The organism is Streptomyces sp. NBC_00057 (assembly GCF_045041165.1).
In the GTDB taxonomy this organism is placed as follows: domain Bacteria; phylum Actinomycetota; class Actinomycetes; order Streptomycetales; family Streptomycetaceae; genus Streptomyces.
Map to the genome: position 1 here is coordinate 4,802,481 of NZ_CP108256.1, position 21,597 is coordinate 4,824,077.

Annotated in this window: 20 protein-coding genes and 2 pseudogenes; 10 read left to right on the forward strand and 12 right to left on the reverse strand. The window is 69.6% G+C overall.

Features of this window, described 5'->3' with window-relative positions; genetic code table 11:
* Nucleotides 1-14 precede the first annotated feature (14 nt).
* Complete coding sequence (locus OG953_RS22600) at nucleotides 15-1,421, reverse strand: hypothetical protein (protein WP_405686472.1); 1,407 nt, start codon at nucleotides 1,419-1,421, stop codon at nucleotides 15-17.
* Between the two features lie 152 nt (nucleotides 1,422-1,573).
* On the opposite strand from OG953_RS22600, the gene OG953_RS22605 reads away from it, so the two are divergent.
* Together OG953_RS22605 and OG953_RS22610 are read left to right on the forward strand one after the other, a co-directional pair.
* Complete coding sequence (locus OG953_RS22605; protein ID WP_405686473.1) at nucleotides 1,574-2,893, forward strand: molybdopterin-dependent oxidoreductase; 1,320 nt, start codon at nucleotides 1,574-1,576, stop codon at nucleotides 2,891-2,893.
* Nucleotides 2,860-3,396 (forward strand): hypothetical protein, encoded by a 537-nt coding sequence (locus tag OG953_RS22610; protein ID WP_405686474.1) that lies wholly within the window; start codon nucleotides 2,860-2,862, stop codon nucleotides 3,394-3,396. Before OG953_RS22605 ends, OG953_RS22610 begins: the two co-directional genes overlap by 34 nt.
* Before the next feature lie 51 nt (nucleotides 3,397-3,447).
* Here the strand turns inward: OG953_RS22610 and OG953_RS22615 are convergent, their stop codons facing one another.
* From OG953_RS22615 to OG953_RS22625, 3 genes and pseudogenes are all read right to left on the reverse strand, one after another.
* Nucleotides 3,448-4,053, reverse strand: a complete 606-nt coding sequence (locus OG953_RS22615) for a hypothetical protein (protein WP_405686475.1) — start codon at nucleotides 4,051-4,053, stop codon at nucleotides 3,448-3,450.
* 11 nt (nucleotides 4,054-4,064) lie between these two features.
* Nucleotides 4,065-4,406 (reverse strand): annotated as a pseudogene (locus OG953_RS22620) (toxin); the annotation flags it as partial.
* A gap of 6 nt (nucleotides 4,407-4,412) precedes the next feature.
* Nucleotides 4,413-4,874: a hypothetical protein gene (locus OG953_RS22625; RefSeq protein WP_405691992.1), complete on the reverse strand. Its 462-nt coding sequence runs from the start codon at nucleotides 4,872-4,874 to the stop codon at nucleotides 4,413-4,415.
* 606 nt (nucleotides 4,875-5,480) lie between these two features.
* On the opposite strand from OG953_RS22625, the gene OG953_RS22630 reads away from it, so the two are divergent.
* The 3 genes from OG953_RS22630 to OG953_RS22640 all read left to right on the forward strand — a co-directional run bounded on the left by OG953_RS22630 (nucleotide 5,481) and on the right by OG953_RS22640 (nucleotide 8,199).
* Nucleotides 5,481-5,828 carry a MerR family transcriptional regulator gene (locus OG953_RS22630; RefSeq protein ID WP_405686476.1) on the forward strand — a complete coding sequence of 116 codons (348 nt, stop codon included), beginning with the start codon at nucleotides 5,481-5,483 and terminating at the stop codon, nucleotides 5,826-5,828.
* Between the two features lie 383 nt (nucleotides 5,829-6,211).
* Nucleotides 6,212-6,415, forward strand: coding sequence for a cold-shock protein (locus OG953_RS22635; RefSeq protein ID WP_073727988.1), 204 nt, complete (start codon nucleotides 6,212-6,214; stop codon nucleotides 6,413-6,415).
* Between the two features lie 221 nt (nucleotides 6,416-6,636).
* On the forward strand, nucleotides 6,637-8,199 hold the full coding sequence (locus OG953_RS22640) for a DEAD/DEAH box helicase (RefSeq protein ID WP_405686478.1): 1,563 nt from the start codon (nucleotides 6,637-6,639) through the stop codon (nucleotides 8,197-8,199).
* 18 nt (nucleotides 8,200-8,217) lie between these two features.
* On the opposite strand, the gene OG953_RS22645 is transcribed toward OG953_RS22640, so the two are convergent.
* From OG953_RS22645 to crcB (OG953_RS22660), 4 genes are all read right to left on the reverse strand, one after another.
* Complete coding sequence (locus tag OG953_RS22645; RefSeq protein WP_405686479.1) at nucleotides 8,218-10,116, reverse strand: LamG-like jellyroll fold domain-containing protein; 1,899 nt, start codon at nucleotides 10,114-10,116, stop codon at nucleotides 8,218-8,220.
* 552 nt (nucleotides 10,117-10,668) lie between these two features.
* Complete coding sequence (gene crcB, locus OG953_RS22650; protein WP_405686480.1) at nucleotides 10,669-11,043, reverse strand: fluoride efflux transporter CrcB; 375 nt, start codon at nucleotides 11,041-11,043, stop codon at nucleotides 10,669-10,671.
* Entirely contained in the window at nucleotides 11,040-11,396 is a 357-nt protein-coding gene (locus OG953_RS22655; RefSeq protein WP_405686481.1) for a DUF190 domain-containing protein, read from the reverse strand. The genes crcB (OG953_RS22650) and OG953_RS22655 overlap by 4 nt, the downstream gene beginning before the upstream one ends.
* Nucleotides 11,393-11,803, reverse strand: coding sequence for a fluoride efflux transporter CrcB (gene crcB, locus OG953_RS22660; protein WP_405686483.1), 411 nt, complete (start codon nucleotides 11,801-11,803; stop codon nucleotides 11,393-11,395). Before crcB (OG953_RS22660) ends, OG953_RS22655 begins: the two co-directional genes overlap by 4 nt.
* 373 nt (nucleotides 11,804-12,176) lie before the next feature.
* Here crcB (OG953_RS22660) and OG953_RS22665 point away from each other — a divergent pair, with 373 nt between their 5' ends.
* Entirely contained in the window at nucleotides 12,177-12,914 is a 738-nt protein-coding gene (locus OG953_RS22665; RefSeq protein ID WP_405686485.1) for a polyprenol monophosphomannose synthase, read from the forward strand.
* A gap of 90 nt (nucleotides 12,915-13,004) precedes the next feature.
* Nucleotides 13,005-14,537 carry an alpha/beta hydrolase gene (locus OG953_RS22670; RefSeq protein ID WP_405686486.1) on the forward strand — a complete coding sequence of 511 codons (1,533 nt, stop codon included), beginning with the start codon at nucleotides 13,005-13,007 and terminating at the stop codon, nucleotides 14,535-14,537.
* Between the two features lie 140 nt (nucleotides 14,538-14,677).
* Here OG953_RS22670 and OG953_RS22675 read toward each other — a convergent pair.
* Nucleotides 14,678-15,304: pseudogene (locus OG953_RS22675) on the reverse strand (phosphoribosyltransferase); the annotation flags it as partial.
* A 119-nt stretch (nucleotides 15,305-15,423) separates the two neighbouring features.
* On the opposite strand from OG953_RS22675, the gene OG953_RS22680 reads away from it, so the two are divergent.
* On the forward strand, nucleotides 15,424-16,248 hold the full coding sequence (locus tag OG953_RS22680; RefSeq protein WP_405686487.1) for an HAD-IIA family hydrolase: 825 nt from the start codon (nucleotides 15,424-15,426) through the stop codon (nucleotides 16,246-16,248).
* Between the two features lie 102 nt (nucleotides 16,249-16,350).
* On the opposite strand, the gene OG953_RS22685 is transcribed toward OG953_RS22680, so the two are convergent.
* From OG953_RS22685 to OG953_RS22695, 3 genes are all read right to left on the reverse strand, one after another.
* Nucleotides 16,351-17,148, reverse strand: a complete 798-nt coding sequence (locus tag OG953_RS22685; protein ID WP_405686488.1) for a VOC family protein — start codon at nucleotides 17,146-17,148, stop codon at nucleotides 16,351-16,353.
* A 159-nt stretch (nucleotides 17,149-17,307) separates the two neighbouring features.
* Nucleotides 17,308-18,054: a DUF4118 domain-containing protein gene (locus OG953_RS22690; protein ID WP_405686489.1), complete on the reverse strand. Its 747-nt coding sequence runs from the start codon at nucleotides 18,052-18,054 to the stop codon at nucleotides 17,308-17,310.
* Between the two features lie 18 nt (nucleotides 18,055-18,072).
* Entirely contained in the window at nucleotides 18,073-18,675 is a 603-nt protein-coding gene (locus tag OG953_RS22695; protein ID WP_405686490.1) for an FAD-dependent oxidoreductase, read from the reverse strand.
* Nucleotides 18,676-18,920: 245 nt separating this feature from the next.
* Between OG953_RS22695 and OG953_RS22700 the strand changes: the two genes are divergently transcribed.
* Nucleotides 18,921-19,352, forward strand: a complete 432-nt coding sequence (locus OG953_RS22700; RefSeq protein WP_405686491.1) for a hypothetical protein — start codon at nucleotides 18,921-18,923, stop codon at nucleotides 19,350-19,352.
* A gap of 37 nt (nucleotides 19,353-19,389) precedes the next feature.
* Nucleotides 19,390-21,597, forward strand: coding sequence for a hypothetical protein (locus OG953_RS22705; RefSeq protein WP_405686492.1), 2,208 nt, complete (start codon nucleotides 19,390-19,392; stop codon nucleotides 21,595-21,597).

The window sequence follows — 21,597 nt, forward strand, 5'->3', positions numbered from 1 at the left end:
CGGTGGCTTTTCCGTCACCACCCGGTCCACAGAAGGTGGTTGACGAGCAGGGCGACGACGGCCTGCGCGGTCAGCCAGCCGCGCCGGGTGCCGGTGGGCAGAAGGGCGGCGGCGGGCAGCAGCCAGAGGATGAAGGGCTGCCAGATGCGTTCGGTCTCCGCCTTGCTCATCCCCGACAGGTCGGCGGCCAGGAGTGCCAGGAGCGCCATCAGGGTGAGCAGAATCAGCCGTTGGGACGCACAGGTGGTGCCGGTGCGCAGGGCGCGTACGGCACCGGGGGCGCCGGCCGCGGCGCGGCGGAGTCCGGCGACCGTGGCGAGGCCCGCGGCGATCGTGGTGCAGGCGAGATTCGCCCAGACCCAGTAGGAGTACGGGCGCAGGCCGCCCGCGCCCTGGTAGTAGCGCTCGACCAACAGGCGGTACCCCTCCCACCAGTTGTAGTCCGCCAGAGTGAAGGCGGTGGGGACGACCAGTGCTCCGAGGAGCACGAGGGGGAGGGGGCGGGCGGTGCGGGTGAGTACGAGGACGGTGAGGAGCAGGACCGCGATCAGCGTCAGACCGTAACTGAGGTAGCAGGTCAGTCCGTACAGCAGACCGGAGGCGAATGCGGCGGCCCGGACAGGCCCTGGGGGGAGGCGGACCGAACGGGTCGCGGCCAGCGCGAGGAGGGCCACGGACCAGGCGGCGACGGCGGCGAAGTAGGCGTCCGCCGAGGTGCCGGTCCACACCGCGACCGGTGCGAGGACCAGGAACGGGGCGGCGCGGCGCGCGAGGCGCTCGTCGGCCAGGGCACGGAGTGCGACCAGGGCGGCCGGGGCGGCGGAGCTGCCCACCACGATGCACCAGACCCCGGCCCAGGCGCCGCCGCCGAGCCCGATGCGGTCGAGCAGGACGAAGGTGAGCGTGGCGCCCGGCGGGTGCCCGGCGACATGGGCCGGCCAGTTGCCCGGGGAGCCGATCAGGATGTGGTCGTCGAAGCCGCGCAGGGCCGCACCGATGTCCTGGAAACGGTCGATGACCTGCAGATATTCATGCTTGGTGGTGAGCCGTTCGGCGATGCCCCGGCCCCAGCCGTCGATCAGCGCAAGCGAGAGGACCCAGGCGAGCGACGCCGCCCAGGCGGCCGGCAGCAGCGCTTGTCGACGGATGCGGTCGGCCAGCGGCGGCCCGTACGCGACGACGGCCGCTGCCACGACGACGGCGGCCGGGGTGCCGGGGCCGGTGTGCGGGTACCAGGACGCCAGCAGGGGAGGCCAGTGGACGTAGAGGCTTTTGTCGGCGTCCTGGATCGACCTGCCGACGAGCACAGCGGCGGTGACGAGCAGAACGCCCGCGGCGGCGGCGATCAGGTCGCGGCGGCGGCCGGTGCGGTGTCCGGTGTCGTCCCCGACGGGGCGCGCTGTGCGGTCCTCGGTCTTCACGCAGGCACGCTATGCACAGCAGGGCCGCTGTGCGCGCTGCCACCGGGGCGCGTCATCGAACCGTCGGATCTTGCGCCACTCGCTCGCTCCGGAGTGTGACGTCATGGTTGCGTATGCGCCGCGGCCAGGTGTTCTGGGCATAGCTTCGGGGCATGGGCGACAAACGTCTGGAAAAAGTCATCTCCTTCCCTTTCCGGCGCCCCGGCTCGTCCTCCGGCCGCGGCCAGGCGTTCCTGGAGCGGCTTCCCTCCTCGCCCGGGTTCTGGCGCAGCCCGGTGCGCGGCGTCAGGTTCACGGCGGTGCTCGGGCTGGTCCTGCTCGCCGGGCTCACCCTGCTGTTCGTGACAGGTCTGCTGTCGTACGCCGCGTACAACCCGGACCTTGCGCCGGTCAACGACAAGACACCGGGCAAGGGCCTGCTGGGGTTCTCTCTCTTCGCCTGGCCGACCGGTCCGCACTGGCTGTACCGGCTGACGCAGGGGCTGCATGTCACGGTGGGCATCGCCCTGGTCCCCGTGCTGCTGGCGAAGCTCTGGTCGGTGATTCCGAAGCTCTTCACGTTGCCGCCGGCCCGGTCGGTGGGGCATGCGCTGGAGCGGGTGTCGCTGCTGCTGCTCGTCGGCGGGGCACTGTTCGAGTTCATCACCGGACTGCTCAACATCCAGCTGGAGTATGTGTTTCCGGGGTCGTTCTATCCGCTGCACTTCTACGGGGCGTGGGTGTTCTTCGCCGCGTTCCTCGCCCACACCGGGCTGAAACTGCCGCGGGCCGTTCGGGTGCTGCGGGGCGGCCGGCTGGAGGGCTCCGCGCCGGGCGAGGCGGATGAACTGGCCTCGCCCGCCCCCGCCGAGCCGACCATCTCCCGGCGCGGCGCGCTCGCCATGGTGGGTGGCGGGTCGCTGTTGCTGCTGATCACGTCGGCGGGCCGGAGTTTCGACGGGCCGCCAAGACAGATCTCCCTCCTCACCCCGCACGGCGGAGCGGAACCGGGCCCGGGGCCGAACGGCTTCCAGATCAACAAGACGGCCGCGGCCGTCGGAGTGACGGCGGCCGATACGGGGAAGGGCTGGCGACTCACCGTCAGCGGGCCCGCCGGGGAGATCCGGCTCAGCCGGGAACAACTGCTGGCCATGGACCAGTACAGCGCGGCACTGCCGATCGCGTGCGTGGAGGGCTGGGCGACGTCGGACCAGTGGTGGCGCGGAGTGCGGCTGAGGGATCTGGCGGCACTCGCGGGGTATCGGGACCGGCTGCCGGGGGTGCTGGTGGAGTCCGTCCAGCGCCGCGGGGCGTTCCGCGAGGTGGCACTCCGCGACAACCAGGTGCGCGACCCGCGCTCCCTGCTGGCGTTGCAGGTCAACGGCGAGGAACTGTCGCTCGATCACGGGTATCCGGCGCGGATCATCGTCCCGGCGGCCCCCGGTGTGCTTAACACCAAATGGGTGGCCCGGCTGACGTTCGGAGAGTTGTGAACAGGGTGAGTCCTCGGGTGTTCCTGCGGCGTCGGTACGGGGAAGGGCCGCTGCATCTCCTTCTGCTGGCCGCGACATTCGCCCTCGCAGGCTATGCGGGCGTACGGCTGCTGGCGGGTGACACGTTCGCAGTCGCGGTGTGGTTCATCGGCTCCGCCCTCCTGCACGATCTGGTACTGCTGCCGTTGTACGCGTCGGCCGACCTGGTCGTACGGCGGTCGCTCGGGCCCCGTACCGGGCTGGTCAACTACATCCGCGTACCGGCCTTTCTCTCCGGCCTGCTCCTGCTGATGTGGTGGCCGCTGATCACCCGGCATGCGGTGCGGTACGAGCCCTACAGCGGGCTGTCCCTCGACGTGTTCCTGGGGAACTGGCTGCTGATCACAGGGTTGCTGTGCGCGGGCTCGGCGCTCCTGCTCGTGGTCAGGACCGTGCGGTCGCGGCGCGGGGAGGGCAGGGGTGGGCAGCCGACGGCGGTTCGGGGCGGCCGCCCACAGGGGTGAGGGTTTCGTCCTCAAGCGCCGGACGGGGCCTGCCCGGCGGACCGGCGCGGGTCAGACGAACAGGAACGCGCCGGCCGTCGTGGCCCCCAGCGACGCCCCGGCGACGGTCTGCGCCACCGAGTGGTACCCGAGCGCGACACGCGACCAGCACACGGCGACCGTCATCGCGTACGCGAGCAGCCACCACGGCGAGTGGACCGGGGCGAGCAGTGCGACGACGGCCGAGGCGACCGCGGCGTCCACCGAGATCTTCCAGACCGTGTTGACGGTCAGGAGGATCACGGTCATCGCCCAGAGGGCGAGCATCGCCACGAGGATGCCGGTGGGGGCGTGGCCGAGGACCATCACCACCGAACCGGCGCCTATGGAACCGAGGATGACGAAGAAGATCGGGGCCCGCTTGGTGCGGTCGACGACATGACGGTCGCCCCAGGTGCCGCGCCCGCGCTCCCATTCGATATACCCGGCAGGAACGATCCCGGCACACAGGGCGCCGAGGAACCCCCAGAGCAGACCGGTCCAGTGACCGGCGGCGGCCAGGCCGATGCCGAGCATGCCGACCAGCAGGACGTTGCGGGGCTGGAAGACGTCGGTGACGGTACGCGCGATGCCGGTGTTCGGCGACGCGGGGGCGTCGGTGGTGTCCGTGGGGGGCATGCGGTCTCCTCCAGCGAGGTGTCGAAGGCCGGCAGCAGCCGCCTGAGCTGCTCCGGGTCGAGGGAGGTGCCGTGGTCGAACCACTCGTGGCACAGCTCGTTAAGGATGACGTGCTGGGTCCGGTACGCGGTCGGGCGGCGCCGGTAGAGCGTAAAGCTGGTCCCGCCGGTCTTCAGCCGCAGACCGCAGGCGGCGTTGACGCGGGCCAGCCGGTCGGGCATCTCGTGCAGCACGATGGTGCGGCCACGGGTCGCCTCCATGTTCGCCACCAGTGCGTCGACGGAGAAGGGGGCGGGGATGGGCAGGTCGGCCGGCCCGGCCTCGCACTCCTTGCGTAGTTCGCGCAGGGAGATGGAGGCCTACTGCTCCGGCTCGCTGTGGGCGGTGGCGCCTTCGGTCGTGCTCCGCCGGCCCCTGGCGTCCTCCAGCAGGGAGAGCGCGAACTGCAGCAGCTCCGGCGGGAGCCCGTCCTCGTCGAGGCTGCGTCCGGCCAGTCCGCTGATCTCCCCCGTACGCCGCTTCGCGAGGAACTGCAGACCGGCGACGACATCGTCGACGACCTCGGACTCCTCCTTGAAGAACCGCCAGTCCACGCCGAAGCCCAGACCGAGCGCCTTGAGGATGTCCTCGGACGGCTGGGTGACCTTTCCGGCAAGGATGTTGGAGAAGTAGCTGTGCGAGAGGGATCCGCCGCGCACCTTGACCAGGTCGGCGAAGACACGCCCCGAGATCTTCTGACCGGGGAACGTCTTCTCCACCATGTACTCGACCTTCTGCTGCAACGTCCGCAGCTCCGGCGCGCGTTCCTCGCCGCTGTCCATCCGGCCCCCACGTATCCGCCCCCGTCCGACCGGTGCGGCACGCTCTTCGATGTCGGTCAACGGGCTCGTACTGTAACGAACTCTGACGCGGCGTCCTCGGTGCGGGAGGCGGATCGGAACGCTGCACGGGAGCGGGCTTGCGCAAGCAATCTACGTCACTGTTAACTCGAAAAAACACGGTCAGGGGACCACGAGGGGAGTCTCCTGCCCGTGAAGTCGTCGCGGGCAAAAGGGGCATGGTCCGCATATGGGTGTAGCCCTTCACGACGGGGGATGCGCGAAGGGCTACACGTACATTATGACTGCTGGTCAGGGTGTCATCAACTGACCGACTGGTCAGTGGGCGTTGGGGGTGCGGGGCCGCGTTGCCGCACCTGCCCCGCGCCGGACCTGCGTCGAACCGGATCAACCGGACGGTGCGGGGTGCGCCGGAGGGGCGCGTCTGTGGGGTGCGCCGGAGGGGAGCCGACCGGTTGCACGGCTTCTGGGCAGCTAATTTCCCCGCCCGGACCAGGAAAATCTGTCGCGGCTATGATAGAAGCGATGGCTCGCACAATGAGATTTCCTCTTTCGGTCAACGAAGTCAGCGATACGCGGCAGGTGCACATGCCCACAGGAACCCCTCCGCGCGCCACCGACCGGCTCGATGACGACGACTACCCCGCGTACACCATGGGCCGCGCCGCGGAGATGATCGGCGCGACGCCCGCTTTCCTCCGGGCGATCGGTGAGGCCCGTCTGATCACCCCTCTGCGGTCCGAGGGCGGCCACCGTCGCTACTCCCGCTACCAGCTGCGAATCGCGGCCAGGGCCCGTGAACTCGTCGACGGCGGCACGCCGATCGAGGCGGCCTGCCGCATCGTGATCCTGGAGGACCAGCTCGAAGAGGCCCTGCGGCTCAACGCGGAGCTGCGCCGGCCCGCGACGGAATCCGGCGGGGCGGCGGGCGCCTGAGGAGGACGGACCCGGGCGTGCGCCCCGGCTTCCGCGGTGCCGGGGGCGGGTGAACGCGGCGCTGGGGACGGGTGAACGTGGCGCCGGGGGCGGGTGAATATCTATTGCTGTCGACGCAGAATTTCATGCAATGCGCGGCAAGGGTTTATGGCGTATCCGGTGGAGTGTAATTACTTGCCGCGCCCGGACGCTTCCACCGTGCTACTGTGGATGCAGTTGCAGTTGTGGTTCCCAAAGACTCCAAGTGCTCTCTTCGGCTTAATGTGTCGATGAGTGCACTTTTGTATTTTCCGGTGCTTTGTTCCGGATGGGGTAATCATCGCGGCGACGCGGGATCCGCACAGTGCGAATCCCCGGGCACTGCCCCAGAAGGAGACAGAAACATGGCTACTGGCACCGTCAAGTGGTTCAACGCAGAAAAGGGCTTCGGCTTCATCGAGCAGGACGGCGGCGGCGCTGACGTCTTCGCCCACTACTCGAACATCGCCTCCAGCGGTTTCCGTGAGCTGCAGGAAGGCCAGAAGGTGAACTTCGACGTCACGCAGGGCCAGAAGGGCCCGCAGGCGGAGAACATCACCCCCGCCTGATCCCGCTGCTCCGGCGCTGACGCGCTGAGACGCATGTGCGCAGCTGGGGCCCGCACCTTCGGGTGCGGGCCCCAGCTCGTTGTTTTTCCCGCGTCCGGTACGGCTCATTCTTCGCAGCCGGGCTCGGTACACGTATGTCAACGGCCCGTTCTTGCGATTCCTGCGCCGCTCGTTCGCTCAGTGAATTCCTCGATACGCGCCATATCGAGGAAGGGTTCTGTATGAACCGCGATCGCACAGCTCGCCCGAACGACCGATACTCCCGCACCCGCTCCGGCGGATCCACCGCTTCCGGCGGCGGGTTCCGTTCGCAGTCCCCGGGCCGCCAGGGCGGACAGGGCGGCGGCCGTTACGGCGCGCCCGACCGGCGCTCCGGTGGCTTCGGCCGCAGGCCCGCGGCCAAGCAGGGTGAGTTCGCGCCGCCGAAGACCATCACCCCGGCGCTGCCCGCCGCGGAGGCCTTCGCGGACCTGGACATGCCCGCGCCCCTGCTGGCGGCGCTCGCCGCCGAGGGCGTCACCACACCGTTCCCGATCCAGGCGGCCACCCTGCCGAACTCCCTCGCGGGGCGCGATGTGCTGGGCCGCGGCCGGACCGGCTCCGGCAAGACGCTCGCCTTCGGCCTGGCCCTGCTGGCCCGTACCGCGGGTAACCGGGCCGACGCCCGACGCCCGCTGGCCCTGGTGCTGGTCCCCACCCGGGAGCTGGCCCAGCAGGTCACCGACGCGCTCACCCCGTACGCCCGCTCGCTCAAGCTGCGCATGGCCACCGTCGTCGGCGGCATGTCGATCGGCCGGCAGGCCAGTGCACTGCGCGGCGGGGCCGAGGTCGTCGTCGCCACGCCCGGCCGGCTCAAGGACCTCATCGAGCGCGGCGACTGCCGACTGGACCGGGTTGCCATCACCGTCCTCGACGAGGCCGACCAGATGGCCGACATGGGCTTCATGCCGCAGGTCACCGAACTGCTCGACCAGGTGCTGCCGGAGGGCCAGCGGATGCTGTTCTCGGCGACCCTGGACCGCAACGTCGACCTGCTGGTCCGCCGCTATCTGCACGACCCGGTGGTCCACTCGGTCGACCCGGCGGCCGGCGCCGTGACGACGATGGAGCACCACGTGCTCTACGTGCAGGGTGCCGACAAGTACGCCACCACGACCGAGATCGCGGCCCGCGACGGCCGGGTGATCATGTTCCTGGACACCAAGCACGCAGTGGACAAGCTCACCGACCATCTGCTCAACAGTGGGGTGCGGGCTGCCGCGCTGCACGGCGGCAAGTCCCAGCCGCAGCGCACCCGCACCCTGACCCGGTTCAAGACCGGGCACGTCACGGTGCTGGTCGCCACGAACGTCGCGGCGCGCGGCATCCACATCGACAACCTCGACCTGGTCGTCAACGTCGACCCGCCGAGCGACCACAAGGACTACCTGCACCGCGGCGGCCGCACCGCCCGCGCCGGTGAGTCCGGCAGCGTCGTCACGCTGGTGCTGCCGGGCCAGCGCCGTGAGATGACCCGTCTGATGGCCGACGCCGGGATCATCCCGAAGATCGCCCAGGTCCGCTCCGGCGAGGCCGAGCTGAGCCGGATCACCGGCGCGAGGACGCCCTCGGGGGTGCCCGTCACCATCACCGCACCGTTGACCGAGCGGCCCCGGAGCGGTGGCGCGTCGTCCCGGGGCCGGCGCAACCGTCCCGTCCGGTCCGGGCAGGCGCGCCGCTCGGACCTGCCCACGCCTCAGGCGCGTGCCGCCGCCAAGCAGCGCCGTACCAACCGGGCGGCGTGACCCCGGGGGCCGCGATCCTCAGGCGATCATGAAGTCCCGTACGGGCAGGGCACGTTCGACGATCCTGATGTCGCCGAGCCAGCCGTGCATCAACTGGTCGAGCCTGCCTCCGTACTCATAGGCGCCGAGCAGCCAGGGCAGGCCCAGGGTGGCGAGACCGGTGGTGCGGGTGGCGGGGTTGCGGGCGACTATGCAGCCGTCGACGTACATCGTCGTGTGCTTCTCGTCGTTGACGACCGCCACGTGCCACCACCGCTCACGCAGCAGCTCATGGCTCCAGTTGGTGACGGCCCCCGGCTGGTTCAGCGGCGCCGCCGCCCACTGGAGCCCGGGGCCGTCCGATACGGAGAGGGTGGCGACGGGCTCCTCCAGGTCGCCGGAGGTCTTGCCGGCCGCCCCGAGCGTGCCGCGGCGGCCGAGCACGGCGCTCCAGGCGTTGCGTCCGGCGTCCCAGTCGGCGGGGAGGCGGAGGAAGGCCTCGATGGTGTAACCGGACCTGAACGTCTTGGTGTTGAGCGGTGCGTTGTTCTCCGTACGCAGATACGCGCCCCGCAGCGGCGGCTTCGAGCCGTCGAAGTAGAGGCTGCCGTGACCGGGCTGGTCGGGGTGGTGGGCGGTGGACCAGCGCAGCGCGTCCGGCGCGCTGCCGGGGACGGCTTCGCGTACCAGGTCGTTGCGGTGCCCGGACAGGTCGGGGACGCGCAGGCCGGCGTCGGCGGCGGAACCGTCCTGGTGCGAAGGGGAGTCGAAGCGCCAGTAGGCGACGGTGCCCGGTATCAGCAGCTGCTTCGCCGGGCGGGGGCTGCGCACGGGCACGGGCGCGAAGCCCGCGAAGCGCTTCTCGAAGTCGATGGGGACGGCGAAGCAGTCCTGCGGACCGGTCAGTTCGATCTCGCCGCGCTCCAGGTCGTTGAGCCTCTCGCCCGCGCGGCCGAGGATCCACGGGGAGATCGTCTCCACGTCGATGGTGTTCCTGGCCAGGTCGAAGCGGTAGAGGCGGATCATGGCGCTGCCGCCGTAGTAGCGGTTCTGGTAGTTGGTGATGTGCAGATGGACGTCGTTGCCCGCGGTGTTCTTGCGGGTGGTGCGCCCGGCGGGCCAGTAGTGGCCGTTGAGGGTGAGGAAGATCTGGTCGTGCCCGGCTATCAGCTCGTCCCACAGATGCTTTCCGTGGTCGGAGAGTTCGGCCTCGTCGCCGTCCGCGTCCGCGTACACCAGCTCGTGGGTGGTGAGGATGACCGGCGTGTCCGGGTGCTGGGCGATGACGTCCTTCGCCCAGGCGAGCCCGGCCGCCGACGGCCGCCAGTCGAGCGCCAGCACCAGCCACTCGCGCCCGGCGGCGCGGAACAGGTGATACGTGTTGTAGCCGTCCGGGGTCGCCCCGCCGAACGTCGGCAGGCGCCGCATCCGCTGCGGACCGAAGGTGTCCAGGTACGGGGTGCGGCCGCGCCGGTCGTCGGTGGACGAGTTGATGTCGTGGTTGCCCGCGACGACGCTGTAGCCGACCCGCCGCCGGTCGAGCAGCTCGAACGCCTCGCCGATCGCCGCGAATTCGCCTGCCTGGCCGCTCTCGGTGAGGTCGCCCAGATGGGACAGGAAGACGATGTTCTCGTCGCGCCCGTGATCGAGTACGTAACGCAACGACGCCTCGACCGGCGCCCTGTCGATGCTCGCCCCGTCGAAGAGGTACTGGGTGTCCGGCATGACGACGAGCGTGAACCTGGGGCTCTCGGGGTCGGGTCGCCAACCGGCTGTGACGGCACCGGTGTTCTGCTGGGGAAGAGCCGCGGCGGGCGTGGTGGACGCGAGCCCCGTGGCTGCGGTGGCGGCACCGGTGAGCGCGGTTGCCCGCAGGAACGTACGACGGCTCGCGCCGGGCAGAAGCGGTCCGTCGGGCTGGTGGAGGGGGCTGCACATGGATGTCTCCGCGGAGGACGAACGTCGGGTGATCGTCTGCAAGCTAGCCGCGGAGTGGGGGAGGAACCGGTCCGTAAGGGCGACAGCCGGGCGAAGACTCCATGAATTGCACAGCGCGGGGCGCGCGGGGTCGTGGTGGTGGGGGCGTGCGGACGCGGGACGGCGAGGGCCGGGTGATGGGCCCCGACCCGCCGCGACCGGTCACGTCGTTCTCGGAATGTACGGAGAACACCTCCCGGACTTCGCCGCCGCCCTTTGGATCAAGGCCCCCGGTCGGGTGATGCCCGGGCCCCCGCGAGCATCCCGGGTGCCTGCTGTTGGAGTGGTGCCGGGCTGGCCGCCCGCGTGGTGTGCGGTGCGGGAGGGGCCGGATGCCTAGGGTCGGCGGCTGACGGACCGCTGTCGGCGTGGAACGGGTTGAATCGCCCGGCGCCGGTGACGGCTCCTCCTCAACGGCGTTCTCCTGCCACCGTCTCGCATTGCGGTGGCAGGGGACGCCGACCGTCTCTGCGGCGCCCTGCGCCGGCACGGCTGCCTCGCGGCCTTCGCCCCCTACGACCACAGCGCCTCGGCGGCCGAGACACCGGCGAACACCGCGCCCAGCCCCGCCACCACGCTCGCCACCACATTGGCCGCCGCGTAGAACTTCGCCCCGTCCTCGGCCAGCCGCAGCGTCTCGTAACTGAAGGTCGAGTACGTGGTGAGCGCCCCGCACAGTCCCGTACCGAGCAGCAGTTGCAGGTGGGAGGAGGCGGCTCCGGCCGCGACCGCGCCGGTCAGCAGGCCCAGGATCAGCGATCCGGTCACGTTCACCGCGAAGGTGCCCCACGGGAAGACGGTGTCGTGCCGGGACTGCACCGCCCGGTCGGTCAGATACCGCAGGGGTGCCCCGACCGCCGCACCGCCGATCACCAGCAGCCAGTTCACCGGTTCCGCTCCCGGCCGTCGCCGTGGCGGACGACCTCGCAACTGTCCAGGACGACCAGACCGCCGTCCGTGACCAGCTCTTCGATGAGCGGCAGGAACGCACGGATCCGCTCCTCCGCGTCCACGATCACGACCGCCACCGGCAGGTCCTCGCTCAGTGAGAGCAGCCGCTGGGTGTGGATCATCGACGAGGCGCCGAACCCCTCGATCCCGCGGAACACACTCGCGCCCGACAGCCCCGCCTTGTGCGCCCGGTGCACGATCTCCGTGTACACCGGCCTGTGGTGCCACCCGTCGGACTCGCCGACGAGGACCGTCAGACGCAGTGCCCGTTCCGTGTTCGGCGTCGTCATGACTGCCTCCACGCCAGCACGCGGCGGGTTGCCCACACCGCACTCCACACCGCCGCGAGGGCCGCGCACAGTGTCAGTCCCAGATACGCCAGGCCGGTACGGGCCCGGCCGCCGTCGACGAGGCGCTCGATGTCCACCGCGTATGTGGAGAACGTGGTGAACCCGCCCAGCAGCCCCGTACCGAAGAACGGCCGCACCAGCCGGTGCGCCGCCCACACCTCGCTGATCACCACCATGAAAACGCCGATCACCGCGCAGCCGACGACATTCACGATCAGTGTCGTCCAGGGGAAGCCGCCCGGGGCGGTGGGCCAGATCAGCGTGGCCCCGTAGCGGGCACACGCTCCGAGTGCACCGCCGAGCGCGACCACCGCGACGACGGAGCCTTGGGGATTCCGGGCTCCCATACCTACATGTCTCCTGCCTGCTACACGCACCAGGCTATCGCCGCCGCCCCGAAGGAGCGTGTCGGGCCCGTCACCCGCCACTCGGTACCGAAAAGGGAGACCGCTGACGGATGCCGGCGGGAAAGTGTGACGAGCGGCTTGGGAATCCGGCGCCACCTGCAGTTCTCGTGGTGAATTCGAGGTGCCTTGTTCGGCGGATGCAGAGCAGAATGAAGAATTCCGCTTTCTGTCGGGTCAGGATGCCCGGATGCTAGGCTCGCGCGATCCTGCGCGGGGAACGAACCGGGGAACGAACCGGGGAACGAACCGGAGAACATCCGGGGATGACGCAGGGGGACGCAGGAGCACCTCAAGGGGGCACGAGGAAATGGCCGTGGAGAAGACCTCACCGAAGATCGTGGTGGTCGTGCCCACCTACAACGAGCGGACGAACCTGCCCGTCCTCGTGAATCTCCTTATGGATCTGGGCCTGCCCGACCTGCATATTCTCGTGGTGGACGACAATTCGCCGGACGGCACGGGCGAGGTCGCGGACAAGCTCTCGGCCGACACCGCCAAAACGGTCGGCGTGCTGCACCGCAAGGAGAAGGACGGGCTGGGACGTGCCTACGTGGCGGGCATGACCCGCGCACTCGCCGAGGGTGCGGACGTGGTGGTCCAGATGGACGCCGACCTCTCCCACCCGGCGTCGAGACTCCCGGTCATGATCGAGACGCTGCTTGCCGGGGATGCCGCCGTGGTGATCGGCTCCCGCTATGTGGCGGGCGGTTCGCTCGCCACGGAGTGGCCCTGGCACCGCAAGGCGCTCTCCGCATGGGCGAATTTCTATGTGAACGCGATCCTGCGGTTGCGGGTGAAGGACGCCACCGCCGGGTTCAAGGCCTGGCGGGCATCGACGCTGAAGGCGATCGATGTGTCCTCGGTCCGCAGCAACGGCTATGCGTTCCAGGTGGAGATGAACTACCGCACGGTCAGGCGCCATTTGAGGATCGTCGAGGTGCCGATCCGATTCGAGGAGCGGGTCGAGGGCGAATCGAAGCTCGGACTGAGCGTGCAGATCGAGTCCGCCCTCGCGCCGTGGAAGCTGTTGTTCGGAAGGGACAGTCACTGATTTCGGGCGGGGAGTTCGGGGGCTAACCCCACCCCGTGCCGTCATGCCTCCCGGATGGGCCGGGGCCTTCGGCTCAACAAGGCTTGCAGCATGACGACTCACCGCAGATCTGCCGCGTTCATCGCCCTGTCCGTCACCGCTGCCGCCACCGCTCTGACCGGGGTCGTGACCCCGCCGGCCCACGCCGACGGCGTCGCCGGGACCGCCGCTCCCGCCACCGCCTCCGTCCCCGCGCTCAACTGGCAGCCGTGTGCCGAGGACGGCGGCCCCGCCGCGCAGGAGTGCGCCGAGCTGCCCGTGCCGCTCGACTACCGGAGACCGGACGGCCCGCAGCTCGGCCTCGCGGTGACCCGGGTGCGCAGCGACCGCCCCTCGGCCCGTCGCGGGACGCTGCTGGTGATCCCCGGTGGCCCCGGCTCGTCAGGGGTGCAGCGGGTGACACAGAAGGGGGAGCGGCTGCAGCGGGAGACGGCGGGGCAGTACGACATCGTCGGTCTCGACCCGCGCGGCACCGGCGGAAGCCCGAAGGCGAGCTGCGGGCTCGCCCCGGAGGACCGGGAGCTGGTGAATCTGCGGTCCTGGCCCGCTGCCGACGGCTCGATCACCGAGAACGTGCAGCGGTCGCGGCGCGTCGCCGAGGCGTGCGCCCGCAACGGCGGAGCACGGCTGCGGAGCTTCACCACGGCCAACGAGGTACGGGACATCGACCGCTTCCGGCAGGCGCTGGGCGAGAAGAAACTGTCGGCCTGGGGGAGCTCGTACGGCACCTATGTGGGTGCCTTGTACGCCCAGAAGTACCCGCAGCACACGGACCGTTGGGTGCTGGACAGCAGCGGCGATCCCGACCCGTCGCGCGTCGAGCAGGGCTGGCTGGCGAACATGGCGGTGGGCGCGGACGACCGCTTCCCCGATTTCGCACGATGGGCCGCGGATCCGGCCCGGAAGGCGGAGGGGCTGCGGCTGGCCGAACGTGCCGAGGACGTACGGCCGTTGGTCCTGGAGCTGGCGGTGCGGCTGGACCGTGAGCCGAAGGAGACCACCACGGCGGGTGTCCCGCTGACCGGCAACCGGCTGCGCCAGGCGCTCCAGAACGCTCTGTACAGCGACGGCGCCTTCGCCCGGCTGGCCGGACTCGTCCAAGCGGCCCGGGACGCCTCCGTGAAGCCCGTCCTGCCCGCCGAACTGGCCCAGCCGCTGCCGGACCCGGACGCGGCGGTCACGATCGGCGTGGTCTGCAACGACGTGCGCTGGTCCGGCACGGTCCCGTCGTACGGGCGTGCCGTCGCCGCGGACCGCCTGAAGCACCCGCTGACCGCCGGGATGCCGGTGAACGTCACACCGTGCGCCTTCTGGAAGGACGCGCCCGTGGAGCGGCCGACCAGGATCACGGACGAGGGACCGTCCAACATCCTGATGATCCAGGGCCTCCGCGACCCGGCGACTCCGTACTCCGGCGCCCTGAAGATGCGCGAGGCCCTCGGTGACCGGGCCCGCCTGGTCGCGGTCGACCACGGCGGGCACGGCCTCTACCTGGGCAACGGCAATGCCTGCGGCGACCGCGCGGTCAGCACGTTCCTGACGACGGGGACGCGGCCGGAGCGGGACGTCCACTGCGCGGACTGAATGGACTGCGCGGGGCGGCGCCCGATGCGGTGCGGCTCCGCGCAGTCGCGGACGTCCTTCGCTCCGCCTGCTTCACAGGCGGGGGCGGCCCGGCCGTCGGCCGTTCAGTCGCTGCCGGGCGGCACATGCCCGGTGTACCGGGCCTGTGCCAGCAGGGAGACGACCTCCTCGTCGGAGGTCTGCGAGAAGTCCCGGTACCACTCGCCGACGGCGAAGAACAGGCGAGGCGTGGACAGACACACCACCTCGTCCGCGCACTGCCGCAGCCGGGCGACCGCGTCCGGTGGTGCCACCGGTACGGCCGCCAGCAGACGTGCCGGGTTCTGTGCCCGTACCACCTGGCAGGCGGCCTCGGCCGTGGCGCCGGTCGCGACGCCGTCGTCCACGACGATGACGGTCCGGCCTTCGAGCGGCGTCCGCGGCCTGCCCGCGCGGTAGGTCTGCGCCCGGCGTACGAGCTCCGCCGCCTCGACCCGCTCGACCGCCGCGAGATCCTGCTTCCCGGCCCGGAGGTGGCTGACGACGTCCTCGTTGATGACCCGCACCCCGCCCTCGCCGATGGCGCCGAACGCCACTTCCTCGTGGTGCGGCACGCCGAGTTTGCGGACCACGATCACATCGAGCTGGGCGCCGAGCATCTGCGCCACCTGGAAGGCCACCGGGACTCCGCCACGGGGCAGGCCCAGCACGACTGGGCTCTCCCGCTCCAGATGCCGGAGCGCCTCGGCCAGCTGCTGTCCCGCGTCCTCGCGATCGGCGAACAACACGGTTGTTCACCCCCAACCAGGGGAGAGTCAGGGACCACATGAGTACACACCCCACCTGGTTCCCTACTTCGAAACAACTCCATGTGCGGCGGCCGCGCAACTCGGGCAGGGTCGGTTGCATGGAACGAATCGGAGCGGTCCTGATCGACATCGACGGTGTGCTCACGGTGTCCTGGAAGGCGCTGCCCGGCACGGTGGTGGCCATGGAACGGCTGCGCGGGGCGGGCATCCCGCTGGCGCTGGTCACCAACACCACCTCCCGCACCCGCGCCTCGATCGCCGAGAAGCTGGTGGGCGAGGGCTTCCCCGTCTCCGCCGACGACATTCTCACCGCCCCCGCCGTCACCGCCGCTCACCTGCGCGAACACCATCCCGGAGCCCGCTGCCTGCTGATCAACACCGGCGACGTCCGGGACGATCTGACGGGCGTGACACTCGTCGACGAGGAGGAGTCCGGTTCGGCTCAGTCCGGGTCGGCTCACGGCGGGGCGCCGGATGTCGTCGTCCTCGGCGGGGCCGGGGACGCTTTCACCTATGCGGCTCTCAACCGCGCCTTCCGCCACGTGCAGCGCGGTGCCCGGCTCGTCGCCATGCACCGGAACATGTACTGGCGCACGGCCGCCGGGCTCGACCTCGACACCGGGGCCTTCCTTCTGGGGCTGGAGCGAGCCGCCCGCGTCGAGGCGGAGATCACCGGCAAACCCGCCGGGTCGTTCTTCGCCACGGCCCTGGCACACCTCGGCGCCACCGCGTCCCACGCACTGATGGTCGGTGACGACATCGAGTCCGACGTCCTTGCGGCCCAGCGCGCCGGGCTCACCGGGGTACTCGTCAGGACCGGCAAGTATCTCCCCGAGACAAACCGGGCGGCCGGAGGCACCCCGGACCATGTGATCGACTCCTTCGCCGATCTCCCCGCCCTGCTGGAGCGGCTGGGGGCGTGAGGAAGCCGGGGCACCCGCCCCTCACGCGTCCCGCACTGCGCGACCGCACCCAGGCGGTGGTCGCGGTGTACGAATCCGCACGGCCCCGTGGTCCCGGACCGGTCAGGACACCGGGGACGTCTTGGGCACCTCGCCCTCGGTCGTGTTGACGTCGATCACGGAGAACGCCGCGCCCTGCGGGTCCGTCAGCGCGGCGAAGCGGCCGAAGGGCATGGTCATCGGGCCGAACCGCAGGATCGCGCCGCGCTCGGTCGCCTTCGCCACGGCCGCGTCGCAGTCCGCGACGGTGAAGTACACATTCATGTGGGGCGGCACCTCGGGCGGGAATTCGTCGCCCATCTTCATCCGCCCCATGACCGTCTTGTCACCGAGGTTGAACATCCTGAAGTCGACGGCCTCGTCCTCCATCTTCACCATGCTGTACGGGAAGACGGCGGAGAAGAAGGCGTCCGATTTCTCGGGCTCCCGGGTGAAGACCTCGGCCCAGCAGAACGCACCGGGCACGCCCTGGGCCTCGAAGCCCTCATGGCTGCCCGCCTGCCACACGCCGAAGACGACACCGCTGGGGTCGCGGGCCGGCAGCATCGTGCCGAACTCGCCCACCTCCATGGGGTCCATCAGCGTCTCGCCGCCGTTCTCGCGGATCTTCGCGGCGGTGGCGGCGGCGTCCGGTGAGGCGAGGTACAGACACCAGGCCGACTGTCCCTCCTGGCCGGGCATCGGAGGCACGACGGCGGCGACCGCCTTGCCGTCGGCGTACGCCTGCGTGTAGTCGCCGAACTCGGACGAGGACTCGCCGAACGTCCAGCCGAGCACATCACCGTAGAAGCTCTTCGCTCCGTCGAGGTCGGGGAACATCGCGTCGGCCCAGCACGGCGTGCCCTCCGGGTGTACAGCCATGACGTCGACTCCTTCGTGCTCGGTGGGGTTGTCCGGCTTTTCACGCTAGCCAGCCGACCGCCTGCCCGCGCGCTGGAAACGGGGCCGCCGACCCCGGTGGCGTACACCGTCTGTACTTGTGCACATGCCGGTCAGGGCCACGGCCGGGCCGTCACGCCATCAGCGGTCCACGGCCGGACCCGCGGTGTCGAGCGCCGCACCGGCGTGATCGGCAAGGGCCACGGCCACGAGACGTGCCTGCAACGACGGGACGGTTCCGGGAGCGGGCCGGAGCATGAACCGGCCGGAGTAGTGGCCGCTCGCCGAGGCGCGGAGCTCGATTTCGCCCTCCGGCCAGCCGTCGCGGTCGACGTCCCAGCGCCGGTGCCCCACGACGGCACTGCCGTCCTGCTCCAGCCTCGGCGGCTGTCCCAGCAGGCTTCCGTACTCGAAACGGCACCCCTGCAGGTGCAGTAGGTCCACGAGCTGGTGCCGGACATGGTCGACCACCGCGTCGGGAGAGGTGGCCGACTGGACGAGCAGTGCGGTGTCGTGGATCCGGGCGAGGTAGTCGGCATCGGTAATGGTGATCACCCGCAGGCGGCGGGCACGAGCAGCCAGCTGCGAAACCGCGACCCCTACGACCAGGAGCAGGACAGCCGTTTCGACGTCCCTGGTGCCCGCGATGCTGAACCGCTGGTACGGCTGGGTGAGGAAGAAGTCGAACCACGCGGCGGACGACAGCGCCGCGCCGGCCCCGGCCCAGCGGTTCCCGATGGCCGAGACCGCCACCACGACGACGACCAGGAGCAGGGCGAGGTTGGTGCCCGACATGCTCGTACGGAAGGGCGCCAGCACCAGTGCGGCCAGGAAGGGGCCGATCAGGGCGGCAGCCAGTGCGATGCGGTCACGAAGCGGAAATCCCATGATCCACCTCGCTGTGGTTCACAGCTTCTCCGGTACGCCGGTGGCTCCGGCCGACCATTCCAGTCTGCGTTCGGCCCGCACGGCTCGGATTCCCGGGCCGGATTCCTTGACGCGTTCCTGGCGCGGACCGTCCTTGGGGGCGGCCGTCGCCCTGGCCGCGGCAAACGCGCAGGCGGCCAGGACCGCCACCCAGAGCAGGGCGACGAGCCGGCGTCTCCGGAAGGAAAAGCGGCCAAGCCGGTAAAGGAAGGTAGCCACGAAGGGGCGCTCCAGTCCGGATCGGGCAACAGGTCGGCGGCGCGAGTGCCGCGCTCCGGCAGTGCCTGGGCCGCGCCGGGGCACGGCGGGGCCGGAGGGATGTTCGTCGTCGCGGAGGTCCGGCAGCTCCTCGCCGCTCAACTCGACGGTCCTGCACACCAGTTCCCAGCCGATCCCGCCGATGACCTGCTCGCCCCAGGCGTGGAAGAGCCCCGGGAACGCGACGTTGGCACTCGTGGTCGTGCCACCCAGCCCGGCGTTCTTCTCCACCAGCAGCGTGCGGGCGCCGAGCCGAGCGGTTTGAACAGTGGCAGGAACTCCCGAGGGTCCGCCGCCTATGACGACAGTGTCGTACGCTCGCATGGTCTCTCACGCCACTGTCACTCGGATCAACGGATCGCGAGGATCAACAGGACGTTGGCGGCTCTGGCGCTCTGCGGCGTAGGCCTCGGGACTGCTCGCCCGAAGCGTCCGGGGGTCGGACTCAAGACCCTCGTCCACGGCCTTGAAGTCGCTCGATGCATCATGCTTGTGTAGGAATTCGAGCTTCTGCACGCAAGTGCGCACGGGGAGGGGCGACATCGATGGCCTGGGACGAGTGGGAATAATTGAAGGCAGAGGCCCGCGACAACAGCTCTACGTCGATGCGGCTCAACCAACTTCCCGCAGACATCGGCGGATCGCACCCGTCCCCGTCCGTCGCCACGCCCGACTTCGCGTCGACTCCGGCTGAGAAGAAGGCTGCTGCCGACGCCATCGACGGGCCCATCCTCAAGGACACCCGTAAAGCCGGTAACTGGGCGGACGAGTCCAACAGCGCGGCGGTCAAGGCGTTCAGAGCCAAGGACGGGGACGGCTGGGCCACATCGAGCGCGCTGAAGAAGGCTGACAAGGACTGGGACAAGCAGGTCGAAGCGCTGTGCAAGCGGCTGGCCTCGGAGAGCGCGCTGCTGCGCGACACCAGCATCCGGTTCCAGAGCCACGACATCGGCGTCGGCAACCGGCTCAAAGGTGTGTCGAAGCTCAGCGACATCAACTGATTCCGGGGATCCAGAAGTGCCGAGCTACCACGAAGTCATGACCACTGACCTGTCCGCACTGACTACCGCGGCCGAGAAGTGGGACGCGATGGCCGCCGAGTTCGAGAAGGTTGAGAGCGCTTACAAAAAGGATGTTCACGGCATCAGCCTGGGACAGTCCTGGTCTGGTCTGAGTGCCGATGCGGCCAACAAGCGCTTCACTGTAACCCTCAAGGAATACAGGTCCGCGCAGACTGAGGCGAAGGCAGTCGCCTCACTGATCCGGGACGCGCACACCCAGTTCGTCGATCTGCGGGCCAAGGTGAAGGCTGCCGTCGCGGAGGCCGTCAAGGCCGGAATGGCTGTCTCCGACCAGGGCCAGGCTCGCTTCGATTACAGCAAGGTCACCGAACAGGAACGTTTCACCGCCCATCACGACCCGGGACTGCGCGACACCGAGCAATCCTGGACCGATCACATAGCCAGCGCCGTCCGCGCCGTCAGTGACGCCGACGATGGATTCACCCTGGCCCTGAAAGCCGCGATGCAGGACAGTGACCCGCTTGACGGCACCATGGACGGTTTCAACTCCAGGGCGACCGGCGACATCGAGAAGTACGAGGCCGACGCCGTCGCAGAGACCGCGATGAAGCTGAACTCGGGCGAAAAGGTGTCTGACAAGGAACTCGCTGGTCTTGAACGCGCGTTGCGCGACAACAGTGGCAACAAGGAATTCAGCCAGCCCTTCCTGAAGGCGCTGGGCGCGGACGGCTCCATCAGGCTCAGTAACAAGCTGTTCGAGATGGCATACGACGGCGACAAGAATAACCGCACCCAACTTCTGCAAACGCAGCGCGAGTTGGGTAATACAGTGGCCAGCGCGACGCAGAAGCCGAGGAACGATCAGGACCGCGCGTTCTACGAGGAATTCACCAAGGACCTCAAGGAGAACGGCACCAAGAACTTCGGCTCGGCATCCAACCCGGTCACTGGCTACTCCACGTTCGTCAGCATGATGAACACGGCCGATGACAAGTTCGATCCGGATTTCCTGTATGGACTGGGCGACGATCTCATCGCCGCAGAGAAGAAGGACCACGAGCTCTTCGTGCAGAGGGGCGCCGGCCACGACGGCATCCGTGCCGATGCCATCGACACCCTGCTCGGCGTGATGAGCCGTGACCCCGAAACCGCCACTACCTTCCTCGACCCCGGCCAGGACCCGGAGAAGGGCAACCACCGGCTGGAGTATCTGACCAGCACCGGCGACAAGTCCCGCGACTGGCCGAAACTCCTGCTCACTGACTATCCCAGGGTGGAGGTCGACGACCCGTACAGCCACGCCGGACTCGGGGCCGCGCTGGAAGCTGCCACCACCGGGCATCCGCCACTGGCAGAGGGAGAGTCCAATGGCCGGCCCGGCCCCCACACGCCCGGCCAGGCCCGGGTCATGCAGGGGACTATCGAGTACCTCGACAGCGGTGCGGCTGGCGACAGCGTGCCCAAGAACATGCACCAGAACCTGGCCAACGCGTTGGCAGACTACGCGGCCGACAACCACAACATTCTCGCGGAGAACGACGGCGGGAGGTACGGAAGCCCGGAGGGCCTTGACGGCATCTGGCAGGACGGTTCGGGCGACGAGGCCGAGGCCGGGATCACCGTCGACAAGGGCTCGCTCATGCGGATCATGCGCGGTGTCACCGAAGAGGCCGACACAGCCGACCTGCTCTACACCACGCAGCGGAACTACGCGATGGAGCAGTTGGCCAATGCTCCGGCACAGGGCGGCGAGGGACAGCTGCGTTGGATCAACCCGGCCAGCGACCTCGGTCAGGTCATGGGTGCCATGAACTCCATCGGCTCCGACGTGATCCTCGACCAGCGCGACGGCAAGATCGCCGAAGTCAATGACCAGGCCCGCTACGCCTACCACGCGATCGGCGCCCCGATCACTGGTCTGCCGGTCCTGGGCGACACCGCGCAGCGCCTAGTTGACGCGGCGACCTACGAGTGGTCCAAGGACGTCGCCGACGCGGCGAACTCCGCTGCCGTCGAGAAGAACTCCGACCACTACAGCGCCGGTGTCAATGGCACATACAGTCTCATCGACGCCTGGGCCAAGGACCGGGGCGTGGACGTCAACGACCACAAGAACGAGAAGAACGACCCGAACTGGGACGCATGGCAGGCCATGCGCGACGAAGCGAAGCAGTCGTACTCGGGCTCCCGCGGAGACGCGGCGGTCTACCTCGGATGGGAATGA